The organism is Bacillus sp. FSL K6-1106 (assembly GCF_038005245.1).
GTDB classification, from domain to species: Bacteria; Bacillota; Bacilli; order Bacillales; family Bacillaceae; genus Bacillus; species Bacillus altitudinis.
On the sequence record NZ_JBBOSV010000001.1, the window covers coordinates 2623853 to 2637669 of the forward strand.

The 13817-nt window shown below is 41.8% G+C and carries 12 protein-coding genes, 1 rRNA gene and 1 other annotated feature; all 13 genes read left to right on the forward strand.

What is annotated here, in order from left to right; genetic code table 11:
• Window positions 1-56 precede the first annotated feature (56 nt).
• Window positions 57-172 (forward strand): 5S ribosomal RNA (gene rrf / locus MHI20_RS13670).
• Window positions 173-349: 177 nt separating this feature from the next.
• Window positions 350-814, forward strand: a complete 465-nt coding sequence (locus MHI20_RS13675; protein ID WP_003217184.1) for a CtsR family transcriptional regulator — start codon at window positions 350-352, stop codon at window positions 812-814.
• A gap of 14 nt (window positions 815-828) precedes the next feature.
• Window positions 829-1386, forward strand: a complete 558-nt coding sequence (locus MHI20_RS13680) for a UvrB/UvrC motif-containing protein (RefSeq protein ID WP_007496258.1) — start codon at window positions 829-831, stop codon at window positions 1384-1386.
• A 4-nt stretch (window positions 1387-1390) separates the two neighbouring features.
• Entirely contained in the window at window positions 1391-2482 is a 1092-nt protein-coding gene (locus MHI20_RS13685; RefSeq protein ID WP_340938961.1) for a protein arginine kinase, read from the forward strand.
• Complete coding sequence (gene clpC / locus MHI20_RS13690; protein WP_007496263.1) at window positions 2479-4914, forward strand: ATP-dependent protease ATP-binding subunit ClpC; 2436 nt, start codon at window positions 2479-2481, stop codon at window positions 4912-4914. The genes MHI20_RS13685 and clpC overlap by 4 nt, the downstream gene beginning before the upstream one ends.
• Before the next feature lie 93 nt (window positions 4915-5007).
• Entirely contained in the window at window positions 5008-6387 is a 1380-nt protein-coding gene (radA, locus tag MHI20_RS13695) for a DNA repair protein RadA (RefSeq protein ID WP_017359160.1), read from the forward strand.
• A gap of 2 nt (window positions 6388-6389) precedes the next feature.
• A complete protein-coding gene (gene disA, locus MHI20_RS13700) occupies window positions 6390-7469 on the forward strand; it encodes a DNA integrity scanning diadenylate cyclase DisA (protein WP_007496267.1) in 1080 nt (359 codons plus the stop codon).
• Window positions 7470-7622: 153 nt separating this feature from the next.
• Window positions 7623-8723, forward strand: coding sequence for a PIN/TRAM domain-containing protein (locus tag MHI20_RS13705; RefSeq protein ID WP_047946821.1), 1101 nt, complete (start codon window positions 7623-7625; stop codon window positions 8721-8723).
• Window positions 8724-8736: 13 nt separating this feature from the next.
• Entirely contained in the window at window positions 8737-9426 is a 690-nt protein-coding gene (gene ispD / locus MHI20_RS13710) for a 2-C-methyl-D-erythritol 4-phosphate cytidylyltransferase (protein WP_008345432.1), read from the forward strand.
• Between the two features lie 3 nt (window positions 9427-9429).
• Entirely contained in the window at window positions 9430-9906 is a 477-nt protein-coding gene (ispF, locus tag MHI20_RS13715; RefSeq protein WP_007496273.1) for a 2-C-methyl-D-erythritol 2,4-cyclodiphosphate synthase, read from the forward strand.
• Window positions 9907-10000: 94 nt separating this feature from the next.
• Window positions 10001-11452 (forward strand): glutamate--tRNA ligase, encoded by a 1452-nt coding sequence (gene gltX / locus MHI20_RS13720; RefSeq protein ID WP_039169429.1) that lies wholly within the window; start codon window positions 10001-10003, stop codon window positions 11450-11452.
• Window positions 11453-11682, forward strand: a binding site (T-box leader).
• A gap of 81 nt (window positions 11683-11763) precedes the next feature.
• Window positions 11764-12417, forward strand: a complete 654-nt coding sequence (gene cysE / locus MHI20_RS13725; RefSeq protein WP_017366453.1) for a serine O-acetyltransferase — start codon at window positions 11764-11766, stop codon at window positions 12415-12417.
• Entirely contained in the window at window positions 12414-13814 is a 1401-nt protein-coding gene (cysS, locus tag MHI20_RS13730) for a cysteine--tRNA ligase (RefSeq protein ID WP_008345429.1), read from the forward strand. Before cysE ends, cysS begins: the two co-directional genes overlap by 4 nt.
• Window positions 13815-13817 lie beyond the last annotated feature (3 nt).

A 13817-nucleotide genomic window follows, 5' to 3' on the forward strand; every position in this document is an offset into this window, starting at 1 on the left:
TAATGTGAAAAATGAACATTGTTATCTAGTTTTGAGAGAACATTCTCTCCATCAGGTTTGGTGGCGATAGCGAAGAGGTCACACCCGTTCCCATACCGAACACGGAAGTTAAGCTCTTCAGCGCCGATGGTAGTTGGGGGTTTCCCCCTGTGAGAGTAGGACGCCGCCAAGCTTTTCAAAAGATCAGTTCCAATCGGAACTGGTCTTTTTTGTGTTTTTGGGACGTTTGGCACCAGATAAATGTGGAAATAATATTGTTAGTTGAGCGATTATCTTGAAAAATCGATCGAAAAAATTTATAGTAAGATTAAAGTCAAATATAGTCAAAGTCAATGGAGGAGGAGGCGGAGTGGCACAAAATATTTCTGATATCATCGAGCAGTATTTGAAGGAAGTCTTGGATCAGAATGGTCGAGAAATATTAGAAATTAAACGCAATGAAATTGCAGATAAGTTTCAATGCGTACCTTCACAAATTAACTATGTTATCAATACACGCTTTACGAGCGAAAGAGGTTATATCGTCGAAAGTAAGCGTGGCGGCGGTGGCTATATCCGTATCATTAAAGTCAAAATGAATGATGAAGTCGATTTATTGAACAACATTATTTCCCAAATATATCATCGTTTATCACAGGCTGCATCTGATCATATCATTATGCGTCTTGTTGAGAACAACATTTTATCCGAAAGAGAAGCAAAGATGATGATTAGTGTCATGGACCGTTCTGTTTTACACATTGATTTACCTGAACGAGATGAACTGAGAGCTCGGATGATGAAAGCGATGTTAAATGCTTTGAAATTAAAGTAAAGCGGGTGAAAAGATTGATTTGTCAAGAATGCAATGAGAGACCAGCCACTTTTCACTTTACGAAAGTAATAAATGGAGAAAAACAAGAAATGCACATATGTGAACAATGTGCAAAAGAAAACAGTGATTCATATGCTATGAGTGGAAACCAAGGTTTCTCGATTCACAACTTATTATCAGGCTTATTGAATATTGATCCTAGCTTTACCACAAGTGCGAATAAAGGATCATCTATTTTTCAAGAGGCAAGAGAAGTGGATCAATGTCCTAAGTGTGGCTTAACTTTTCAGCAATTCAGGAAAACAGGCCGTTTTGGCTGTGCAGAATGTTATCGAACCTTTGATCAGTATTTAAATCCTGTTTTAAGGAAAGTCCATAGTGGAAATACAGTCCATAATGGAAAAGTCCCTAAACGGATTGCTGGCAGTCTGCATGTTCGCCGGAAACTTGAGTTAATGCAGCAAGAACTGAAGCAGCTGATTGAACAGGAAGAGTTTGAAAAAGCAGCGGAAGTTCGAGATCAAATTCGTGCATTAGAGCATGAGCAATCTCAGCAGAGGGAGGGAGATTAACGACATGTCGCTCCAGCATTTTATTCAAGACGCATTAAGTCAATGGATGAAACAGAAAGGACCAGAAAGTGACATTGTTCTAAGCAGTCGTATTCGACTGGCACGCAATCTAGAGCATGTTCGTTTCCCAACTCAGTTTTCTCAAGAGGAGGCTGAAGCTGTTCTTCAGCAATTCGAGCAAAAGTTTGCGAGCCAGGAAGTGGAGGAAATTGGAAACTTTGTTCTGATTCGAATGAATGAAACGCAGCCTTTGGCTAAAAGGGTACTTGTTGAAAAGCATTTGATTAGTCCCAATTTAGCAGAATCAAGATTTGGCGGCTGTTTGCTTTCAGAAAATGAAGAAATCAGTGTCATGCTGAATGAGGAAGACCATATTCGTATTCAATGCTTGTTCCCAGGATTTCAGCTGGCTAATGCACTAAAAGCAGCTAACCAAATAGATGACTGGATTGAAGAGCAAGTGGATTATGCGTTTTCAGAAAAGCGAGGATACTTAACGAGCTGTCCGACCAATGTAGGTACAGGTATTAGGGCTTCAGTCATGATGCACTTACCAGCATTAGCCCTGACAAGACAAATGAATCGCATTATTCCTGCAATTAATCAATTAGGTCTTGTGGTCAGAGGAATTTATGGTGAGGGTAGCGAAGCAATAGGGAACATCTTTCAAATTTCAAATCAAATGACACTGGGTCAATCAGAAGAAGATATTGTAGATGACTTGAATAGTGTGACGGCGCAGCTCATTGAACAAGAGCGATCTGCACGTAAGGCATTATATCAGACGTCTAAAATTGAACTTGAAGACAGAGTGTACCGTTCCTTGGGGATTTTGGCTAATTGTCGCATGATTGAATCTAAGGAAACGGCTAAGTGTTTGTCAGATGTGCGACTTGGAATTGATTTAGGTATCATTAAGGGGCTTTCAAGTAATATACTGAATGAACTCATGATTTTGACACAGCCTGGCTTCCTTCAGCAATATTCAGGAGGAGCCTTGGAACCAAATGAAAGAGATATAAAACGAGCAGCAATTATCAGAGAAAGGCTGCGCTTAGAAATGCATAGGAATGGACAGGAGGATGAAACGATATGATGTTTGGAAGATTCACTGAAAGAGCTCAAAAGGTATTAGCACTTGCACAAGAAGAAGCCATTCGCCTAGGCCATAAGAACATCGGTACAGAGCATATTTTACTTGGTCTTGTACGTGAAGGTGAGGGCATCGCCGCAAAAGCATTAGAAGCACTGGGCCTTGTTTCAGATAAAATCCAAAAAGAAGTCGAGAGCTTGATTGGAAGAGGGCAAGAGGTGTCTCAAGCTATTCCTCATTACACACCTAGAGCGAAGAAGGTTACGGAGCTTTCTATGGATGAAGCGAGAAAGCTTGGTCATTCCTATGTAGGGACAGAACATATTCTTTTAGGTCTTATTCGTGAGGGAGAGGGTGTAGCTGCCCGTGTCTTAAATAACCTCGGAGTGAGCTTAAATAAAGCACGCCAGCAAGTATTGCAGCTTCTAGGCAGCAATGAAACGGGTGCATCTGCGGCAGGATCTAATAGCAATGCCAATACACCAACTTTAGATAGCTTGGCAAGAGACTTAACGGCTATTGCGAAAGAGGACAGCTTGGACCCTGTGATTGGCCGCAGCAAAGAAATTCAGCGTGTCATTGAGGTCCTAAGTAGAAGAACAAAGAATAACCCTGTCTTGATTGGAGAGCCTGGTGTTGGTAAAACAGCGATCGCAGAAGGTCTCGCACAGCAAATTATTCACAACGAAGTGCCTGAAATTCTGCGTGATAAACGAGTCATGACACTTGATATGGGAACCGTTGTAGCGGGAACGAAATATCGTGGTGAATTCGAGGATCGTTTGAAAAAAGTCATGGACGAAATCCGTCAGGCTGGAAATATCATTCTCTTCATTGATGAACTTCATACACTGATTGGTGCAGGTGGAGCAGAGGGTGCGATTGATGCCTCTAATATTCTAAAACCATCTTTAGCACGTGGTGAGCTTCAATGTATCGGGGCAACAACGTTAGATGAGTACCGTAAATATATTGAAAAAGATGCTGCACTTGAACGTCGATTCCAGCCAATTCAAGTGGACCAGCCATCTGTCGATGAAAGTATTCAAATTTTAAGAGGGCTTAGAGACCGTTATGAAGCACATCACCGTGTGTCTATTACAGATGAAGCCATTGAGGCGGCGGTAAAGCTTTCTGATCGTTATATCTCTGATCGTTTCCTTCCAGATAAGGCGATCGACTTAATTGATGAGGCGGGTTCAAAAGTTCGCTTACGTTCTTTCACAACACCGCCTAATCTAAAGGAACTTGAGCAAAAGCTGGATGAAGTACGCAAGGAAAAGGATGCAGCTGTTCAAAGTCAAGAATTTGAAAAAGCCGCTTCTCTTCGTGATACGGAGCAACGTTTGCGTGAAAAGGTAGAAGTGACGAAGAAATCTTGGAAAGAAAAGCAGGGACAAGAGAATTCAGAGGTTTCTGTGGATGATATCGCAATGGTTGTTTCTAGCTGGACGGGAGTACCTGTTTCAAAAATTGCTCAAACAGAAACAGATAAGCTTCTAAACATGGAACAATTGCTCCACTCTCGCGTCATTGGACAGGATGAAGCAGTTGTTGCTGTTGCAAAAGCTGTAAGACGTGCCCGTGCTGGACTAAAAGATCCGAAACGTCCGATTGGCTCCTTTATTTTCTTAGGGCCAACAGGTGTTGGTAAGACTGAGCTTGCAAGAGCACTCGCCGAGTCTATCTTCGGTGATGAAGAAGCGATGATTCGTATTGATATGTCTGAGTACATGGAAAAACACTCGACTTCAAGACTTGTTGGATCACCTCCAGGCTATGTGGGCTATGATGAGGGCGGTCAGCTGACTGAAAAAGTGAGAAGAAAGCCGTATTCTGTCGTGCTTCTAGATGAGATTGAAAAGGCGCACCCTGATGTGTTTAACATCTTACTTCAAGTGTTAGAAGATGGTCGTCTCACTGATTCTAAAGGTCGTACTGTTGACTTTAGAAATACGATTTTGATTATGACTTCAAACGTTGGAGCTAGTGAGCTGAAGCGCAATAAATATGTTGGCTTTAACGTGCAGGATGAAAGTCAAAATTACAAAGATATGAAAGGCAAAGTAATGGGTGAGCTGAAACGTGCGTTTAGACCGGAGTTCATCAACCGTATTGATGAAATTATTGTCTTCCACTCACTCGAAAAGAAACATCTAAAAGAGATTGTGTCTCTCATGTCTGATCAATTGACAAAACGACTAAAAGAGCAGGACCTTTCAATTGAATTGACGGAAGCAGCAAAAGCCAAGATTGCCGACGAAGGCGTAGACCTTGAGTATGGTGCTCGTCCGTTAAGAAGAGCGATTCAAAAGCACGTCGAGGATCGACTTTCTGAGGAATTGCTGAAAGGCAATATTGAAAAGGGCCAACATATCGTATTAGATGTAGAAGATGGAGAAATTGTCGTAAAAGCAACGGCTGCTACGAACTAATATAGTAAGAAAAAAGTGTGAGGCATACCAGTAAGTTGGATGCCTCCCTTTACTTATTTTCTGACCAGTATAAGGAGTTGTATTCTTCAATCTATGGCTAAGTCAAAATCAAAATTTATATGCCAATCGTGCGGTTATGAGTCAGCCAAATGGATGGGGAAATGTCCCGGCTGCGGCACTTGGAACAGTATGACAGAAGAGGTCGTTCGTAAAGAGCCGGCAAATCGTCGAAGTGCGTTTAATCATTCTGTTCAAACCATTCAAAAACCTTCACCTATATCTGCAATTGAAACATCCGAAGAACCCCGAATTAAAACGAATTTAGAAGAATTTAACCGAGTATTAGGAAGTGGAATTGTCAAAGGTTCACTCGTTCTTATTGGCGGTGATCCTGGGATTGGGAAGTCCACACTATTATTACAAGTTTCAGCACAGCTATCAGATCAAAATCAGAATGTGTTATACATATCTGGTGAGGAATCAATCAAACAAACGAAGCTTAGGGCGGACCGTCTCGGTATTGAAAGTGCCTCTTTACATGTTTTGGCTGAAACCGATATGGAGTATATAACGTCTGCTATACAAGAGATGAAACCCGCTTTTGTTGTGGTCGATTCAATTCAAACCGTTTATCAAAGCGATATCACGTCAGCTCCTGGATCTGTTTCTCAGGTGAGGGAATGCACTGCCCAGCTGATGAAAATTGCCAAGACGAATGGTATTCCTATTTTTATCGTTGGTCACGTGACGAAGGAGGGCTCGATTGCTGGGCCGCGCCTTTTAGAGCATATGGTAGATACAGTTCTTTATTTTGAAGGGGAGCGTCATCATACGTTTCGTATTTTAAGGGCAGTGAAAAACCGTTTTGGTTCAACGAATGAATTAGGAATTTTTGAAATGAGAGAGGAAGGGCTCACAGAGGTATTAAACCCATCAGAAATCTTCTTAGAAGAGCGGTCAGCAGGTGTATCTGGATCGTGTGTTGTTGCCTCAATGGAAGGAACAAGACCTGTTCTAGTGGAGATACAAGCACTTATTTCACCGACGAGCTTTGGGAATCCACGGAGAATGGCTACTGGCCTTGATCATAACCGAGTGTCATTGCTTATGGCCGTTTTAGAAAAACGGGTAGGGCTGCTACTGCAAAACCAAGATGCCTACTTAAAGGTCGCAGGTGGTGTGAAACTTGATGAACCAGCGATTGACTTGGCTATTGCCGTCAGTATTGCATCAAGCTTTAAAGATGCAGCGCCGCATCAAGCAGATTGCTTTATAGGAGAAGTGGGTCTGACGGGAGAAGTCAGAAGAGTATCAAGAATTGAACAGCGTGTGCAGGAAGCTGCTAAACTAGGATTTAAGCGAATGTTTATTCCTCAGGCGAATATAGATGGATGGAAAAAACCGAGAGGGATTGAGTTAGTCGGTGTAGAAAATGTAGCAGAGGCACTTCGTATTTCACTAGGGGGATCATAGAAATGGAAAAAGAGAAAAAAGGAGCGAGAGAAGTCGATCTCTTAGATATTGTCCAGTTTGTGGCACCGGGGACACCCCTGCGGGCAGGGATTGAAAACGTCCTAAGAGCCAATACTGGAGGGCTCATTGTTGTTGGTTATAATGATAAAGTGAAAAGTGTGGTAGATGGAGGATTTCATATTAATTCTGCTTTCTCCCCAGCACATTTATATGAATTGGCGAAGATGGATGGGGCGATTATTTTAAGTGACTCTGGTCAAAAAATCTTGTATGCGAATACACAGCTCATGCCGGATGCAACCATTCATTCATCAGAAACAGGCATGAGACACCGAACGGCTGAACGTGTAGCAAAGCAGACAGGTTGCTTAATCATTGCCATTTCTGAACGTCGGAACGTCATTACCTTATACCAAGGGAATCGACGATATACGCTGAAAGATATTGGTTTTATTTTGACGAAGGCCAACCAAGCGATACAAACACTTGAGAAATATAAAACCATTTTAGATCATGCCATTTCTGCGTTAAGCGCCTTAGAATTTGAAGAGCTTGTGACCTTTGGTGATGTATTATCCGTGCTACATCGTTATGAAATGGTACTTAGAATCAAAAATGAAATCAATATGTATATCAAAGAGCTTGGGACAGAAGGACACTTGATCCGTCTGCAAGTCAATGAGCTGATTACAGATATGGAGCAGGAAGCGGCGTTATTTATTAAAGATTACGTGAAAGAAAAGATCAAAGATCCATATGTGCTGCTGAAACAGCTCCAAGATATGTCGAGCTTTGAACTTTTAGATGACTCCATTTTGTACAAGTTACTTGGCTATCCAGCATCTACAAATATTGACGAATATGTGTACACTAGAGGATACAGATTACTTCATAAAATCCCTAGACTGCCTATGCCAATCGTTGAAAACGTGGTCGAAGCATTTGGTGTGCTAGATCGAATTATGGAAGCAGATGTACAAGATTTGGATGAAGTAGAAGGAATTGGAGAAGTAAGAGCGAAAAAGATAAAAAAAGGATTAAAAAGACTGCAAGAAAAACATTATATCGACCGTCAGCTATAAAAAGAGAAATTTTTCTTAAATACGGTTAAAAATGGATGAATATGGGTATATTAATGATGGTTTTGTTTTCTGTTCATGATGATAGGAAACTTAAGCATATATCAATGTCAGATGAAGGTGGATTGACAGATGAAAAATAAAGGAGGTGAAGGTATGTTAAAAAGAATCGTTCAGGCGTTTTTTATCATTTTCGGTGCAGTTGTAGGGATTTTTATCATTCCAGAGTTATTTCTGCTGTTAAATTTGAAGGACATACCTTTCATAACAAATGCTTACTCTTCAGCACTAATAGGAGCCGCTGTGTTCTTTATCATTGGTAAATGGTGCACAGGCTATGTGGTTAATTGGGTGAAATGGATCGAGGATTCTCTATTGAAGGCGCCTCTTCCTGATCTTATATCTGGAAGTTTCGGTTTAGTATTTGGACTTATTCTAGCATATCTTATTGTAAACGTGATCCCGCTAAACAATATCCCATATCATATTTTTGGTACCATTATTCCGATTTTCCTGGCTTTCTTTTTAGGATACCTTGGATTTCAGGTAGGGTTTAAGAAGAAGGATGAAATGATGGGGCTGTTCTCCCGATCTGCAAAGGTCACAAAGAAAAAAGGAGCAGCTGATGATGAACCTGAAATAGAAGATAAAAAGCTGAAAATTTTAGACACAAGTGTTATCATTGATGGAAGAATCGCAGATATTTGTCAAACTGGATTCCTAGAAGGTGTGATGGTCATTCCTCAATTTGTACTCGAGGAATTACAGCATATTGCAGACTCTTCTGATGTATTAAAGAGAAATAGAGGCCGAAGAGGTCTTGATATTTTAAATCGTATCCAAAAAGAACTGGATATTAAAGTTGAAATTTACGAAGGTGACTTTGAAGATATTCAAGAGGTTGACAGTAAGCTTGTGAAACTCGCTAAGTTAACTTCAGGTGTTGTTGTGACAAATGATTTTAATTTAAATAAAGTATGCGAACTTCAAAAAGTAGCAGTGTTAAACATCAATGATCTAGCCAATGCAGTCAAACCGGTTGTACTGCCTGGGGAAGAAATGAAGGTACAGGTCATCAAAGATGGGAAAGAGCATAACCAAGGTGTTGCTTACTTAGATGACGGTACGATGATTGTGGTCGAAGAAGGACGCAATTATATTGGAAAAGACATTGATGTGCTCGTCACGAGTGTGCTGCAAACTGCTGCTGGAAGAATGATTTTTGCGAAGCCAAAACTTCTGGAGAAGGCGCTCTAAAGGGAGAACGAACATGTATTATGAAGTAGTTATTCCGGCTGCGGGGCAGGGGAAGCGAATGAAGGCCGGCCGCAATAAACTTTTTATTGAATTGAAAAGAATGCCGGTCATCATCCACACACTGAAGGTGTTTGACGCTCATTCTCAATGCAGACGCATGATCTTAGCGATCAATGAAGAAGAGCGTCGTGACTTTGAAAGGCTACTGAAGGTACACGCTTTTCAAACGCCTGTTTCACTTGTCACTGGCGGTGAAGAACGGCAGCAAAGTGTATACGAAGGATTGAAGGCTGTGCAAGATGCGGACATCGTGCTTGTTCATGATGGCGCAAGGCCTTTTATTAAGCATACACAGATTGACTTGCTCGTTAAAGCAGCGATTGAAAAAGGCTCCGCAGTCGTAGCGGTACCAGTGAAAGACACAATCAAACGCGTTCAAGAAGGCAAAGTGGAACAAACCATTGAACGTCAGAGCTTGTGGGCAGTCCAGACCCCACAAGCTTTTCGTCATTCTATTTTAAAAGAAGCGCATGAACATGCGGAGCGGACAGGCTTTCTTGGAACAGATGACGCCAGTCTTGTGGAACAATTACACGGTGAGAGTGTGTATATTGTCCAAGGAGACTATACCAATATTAAACTGACAACACCGGATGATTTATTGGTTGCCAAGGCAATTATGGATGCGGAAAGAGGGTACTAGAACATGTTTAGAATAGGACAAGGTTTTGATGTGCATCAATTAACAGAGGGAAGACCTCTTATTATTGGCGGTGTGACGATCCCTTATGAAAAGGGTCTACTTGGGCATTCAGATGCGGATGTACTGCTTCATACTGTGGCGGATGCCTGCCTAGGTGCGATTGCAGAAGGAGATATCGGCAGACATTTTCCAGACACGGATCCGGAGTTTAAAGATGCAGACTCTTTTAAATTACTTCAACACGTGTGGGCACTTGTAAAAGAAAAAGGCTATACACTGGTGAATATCGATTGCACGATCATGGCGCAAAAACCAAAGATGGCACCATACATTCAGCCAATGTGTGAGAAAATCGCAGAAGCTCTTGAGGCAGATGTCACACAGGTGAATGTCAAAGCAACAACGACAGAGAAACTTGGATTTACAGGAAGAGGCGAAGGAATTGCCTCTCAAGCAACCGTACTTCTTCAGAAAAAGTAAAATCCGTTTTGATGAGAATGGGTTTTGATGATAAAATACGTTTATAAAAAATTGGTGTCAGACAACATGATGCAGATGAAAGGAAGTTAAACTCATGGGAAATGAAGTGCGTGTTCGTTATGCACCGAGTCCAACTGGTCATTTACATATTGGGAATGCTAGAACGGCTCTTTTCAACTATTTGTTCGCACGCAGCCAAGGCGGCAAATTTATTATTCGAATCGAGGATACGGATCAAAAGCGTAATGTAGAAGGCGGAGAAGAAAGCCAGCTTCGCCACCTGCAATGGCTCGGGATTGATTGGGACGAGAGCATTGATAAAGATGGCGGCTACGGTCCTTACAGACAATCAGAGCGTAATGATATTTACAAAAAATATTATGACGAGCTACTAGCGAAAGACTTGGCGTATAAGTGCTATTGTACGGCTGAAGAACTAGAAGAAGAGCGAGAAGCACAAATTGCCCGCAGTGAAATGCCTCGATATTCTGGTAAATGCAGTCATTTATCAAAAGAAGAAGAGGACAAGCTGATTGCTGAAGGAAGAGAGCCAAGCATCCGCTTCCGAGTGCCTAAAGGAGAAATTATCAAATTTGACGATATGGTCAAAGGCGAGATTTCATTTGAAACAGACGGCATCGGTGACTTTGTCATTGTGAAGAAAGATGGTACGCCAACGTATAACTTCGCTGTAGCGGTGGATGATCATTTGATGAAAATGACTCACATTCTTCGTGGTGAGGATCACATTTCGAATACACCTAAACAAATTATGGTCTTCAATGCATTTGGCTGGGATGTTCCGCTGTTCGGACATATGACGCTGATTGTAAACGAGAACCGCAAGAAATTAAGCAAGCGTGATGAATCAATTATCCAGTTCATCGAACAGTATAAGAACTTAGGCTATTTACCAGAAGCTTTGTTTAACTTCATTGCACTGCTTGGATGGTCTCCAGTTGGTGAAGAGGAACTATTTACAAAAGAGCAGTTCATCGATATTTTCGATGTCAATCGACTTTCTAAGTCACCAGCTCTATTTGATATGCATAAACTAAAATGGGTGAATAACCAATACGTGAAAGCACTTGATCTTGATCAAGTTGTGGCACTTACACTTCCACATCTTCAAAAGGCAGGCAAGGTAAGCGAGCAGCTGACAGAAGAAGAAAACACGTGGGTGCGCAAACTCATTTCTCTATACCACGAGCAATTGAGCTACGGAGCAGAAATTGTTGAGTTAACAGAGTTGTTCTTTAAGGAACAAATTGAGTATAATCAAGAGGCAAAGGAAGTTCTTGCAGAAGAGCAAGTACCAGAAGTGATGGCTTCGTTTGCAGGTCAGCTTGAACGTCTTGAGTCTTTCACACCTGATGAAATCAAAGCTGCCATTAAAGCGGTACAAAAAGAAACAGGGCATAAAGGTAAGAAACTATTCATGCCAATTCGTGTGGCTGTCACTGGACAAACGCATGGCCCAGAACTTCCGCAAAGTATTGAACTACTAGGTAAAGAGACGGTATTAAACCGCATTAAACAAATATAAGGAAAATCGTTGCGAGGGAGAAGTACAATGTTATCGTCCATCACAGAAAGAGTCTTCACCGGCTGAAAGAGACTTATGGACAGACGTTGGAAATGCACCCTCAAGACCCTTGAGGAACACGTATGTTAGTATGCAAGGGCGGTACCCTCCGTTATGGGATGAAGTTGAGAAGGCTGCGAAATGAGGGCTTTCTAAACAGAGTGGAACCGCGTTTTCAAAACGTCTCTGTCATATGGCAGAGGCGTTTTTTATTTGTCCAAAAAAGAGAGCAAGTCCTAAGAGAGATTGATGGGGAAGAACGGGGGGAGCATGTGTTTTTCAAAATGCTGAAAGAAGATATTGATACTGTGTTTGATCAAGATCCTGCTGCTAGAAGCTATCTTGAAGTAGTGCTAACCTATTCAGGGCTTCATGCGATTTGGGCTCATCGTGTTGCGCATGCATTTTACAAGCGGAAGCTGTATTTTCTTGCGCGGATCATTTCTCAGGTCAGCCGGTTTTTCACAGGGGTTGAGATTCACCCAGCAGCAACCATCGGCCGGCGGTTCTTTATTGATCACGGCATGGGCGTCGTGATTGGGGAAACATGTGAAATTGGCGATAACGTCACTGTTTTCCAAGGCGTGACATTAGGGGGAACAGGGAAAGAAAAGGGAAAGCGGCATCCAACTATTTTGGACGATGCCTTGATTGCGACTGGTGCTAAGGTGCTCGGTTCCATTACCGTAGGAAAAGGGTCCAAGATTGGTGCGGGGTCTGTTGTGTTAAAAGACGTACCAGACCATTCCACTGTTGTAGGTATACCTGGGCGAGTGGTCGTTCAAAATGGAAAGAAAATCAATCGTGATCTCAATCATCAAGATTTGCCAGATCCAGTTTCTGATCGTTTCAAAGAATTGGAGCGAGAAATGGAAAAGCTAAAACGTGAGCTGGCTTCATTGAGCAGAAAGGAAGAACAATCATGACAATCAATATTTATAATACATTGACACGTAAAAAAGAAGAGTTTGTCCCACTTGAACCAGGAAAGGTGAAAATGTATGTATGCGGACCAACCGTGTATAACTACATTCATATCGGGAATGCAAGACCGGCCATTGTATATGACACGGTACGTAAGTATTTAGAATATAGCGGCTATGATGTGAATTTCGTATCCAACTTTACTGATGTGGATGATAAACTCATCAAAGCAGCAAATGAATTAGGCGAGGATGTCCCAACGATTGCTGATCGGTTTATCCAAGCATACTTTGAGGACGTCAGTGCATTAGGCTGCAAAAAAGCAGACCTTCACCCGCGAGTGACAGAAAATATGGATGATATCATTGCGTTTATCGCCACATTGATTGAAAAAGGCTACGCCTATGAAGCAGATGGTGACGTGTATTACAGCACACGCTCATTTGAAGGCTACGGAAAACTGTCTCACCAATCGATTGATGAATTAAAGACAGGTGCCCGTATTCGTGTAGGTGAAAAGAAAAGGGATGCACTCGACTTTGCATTATGGAAGGCCGCAAAGGATCAGGAGATTTCTTGGGACAGTCCGTGGGGTGAAGGGCGTCCAGGCTGGCACATCGAGTGCTCTGCGATGGTCAAAAAGTATTTAGGCGATACGATTGACATTCATGCTGGCGGACAGGATTTAACGTTCCCTCATCACGAGAATGAGATCGCTCAATCTGAGGCTTTGACAGGAAAACCTTTTGCGAAGTATTGGATGCATAACGGGTATATTAATATTGAGAATGAAAAAATGTCAAAATCACTTGGGAACTTTGTGCTCGTACATGACATTATTAAAGAACAAGATCCAGATGTGCTTCGTTTCTTTATGCTGTCGGTTCACTATCGTCATCCAATCAATTACTCCATTGACTTATTGGAAAGTACAAAGAGTGCATTTAACAGACTCAAAACATCTTATTCAAATCTACATCATCGCCTTGAGAGCAGTACCAATTTAACAGAGGATAACACTGAATGGTTGACAAAGATTGAAGAGCAGCGTGCGACATTTATTTCTGAAATGAATGATGACTTCAATACGGCAAATGCCATCTCTGTTTTATTTGAACTAGCGAAACAAGCGAATTACTATATGGAAAATGATCATACTTCTGAGGAAGTGATCAAGGCATTTATTGGTTTGTTCCAAGAAATCACATCCGTCCTCGGCTTCTCACTAGAAGAAAAGCACACGCTTGACGAAGAGGTAGAAGCATTAATTGAGAAGCGGAATGAAGCTAGAAGGAATCGTGACTTCGCATTGTCTGATCAAATTCGTGACCAGTTAAAGAGCATGAATATTGTATTGGAGGACACTCCTCAAGGTACGCGCTGGAAAAGAGGAGAATAGGTC

What these genes read in the sequence shown, in the direction of transcription:
- MHI20_RS13685 (WP_340938961.1), top strand. Translation starts at nt 1,391, where the DNA reads ATGTCGCTCCAGCATTTTATTCAAGACGCATTAAGTCAATGGATGAAA.
- clpC (WP_007496263.1), top strand. Translation starts at nt 2,479, where the DNA reads ATGATGTTTGGAAGATTCACTGAAAGAGCTCAAAAGGTATTAGCACTT.
- radA (WP_017359160.1), top strand. Translation starts at nt 5,008, where the DNA reads ATGGCTAAGTCAAAATCAAAATTTATATGCCAATCGTGCGGTTATGAG.
- disA (WP_007496267.1), top strand. Translation starts at nt 6,390, where the DNA reads ATGGAAAAAGAGAAAAAAGGAGCGAGAGAAGTCGATCTCTTAGATATT.
- MHI20_RS13705 (WP_047946821.1), top strand. Translation starts at nt 7,623, where the DNA reads ATGTTAAAAAGAATCGTTCAGGCGTTTTTTATCATTTTCGGTGCAGTT.
- ispD (WP_008345432.1), top strand. Translation starts at nt 8,737, where the DNA reads ATGTATTATGAAGTAGTTATTCCGGCTGCGGGGCAGGGGAAGCGAATG.
- ispF (WP_007496273.1), top strand. Translation starts at nt 9,430, where the DNA reads ATGTTTAGAATAGGACAAGGTTTTGATGTGCATCAATTAACAGAGGGA.
- gltX (WP_039169429.1), top strand. Translation starts at nt 10,001, where the DNA reads ATGGGAAATGAAGTGCGTGTTCGTTATGCACCGAGTCCAACTGGTCAT.
- cysS (WP_008345429.1), top strand. Translation starts at nt 12,414, where the DNA reads ATGACAATCAATATTTATAATACATTGACACGTAAAAAAGAAGAGTTT.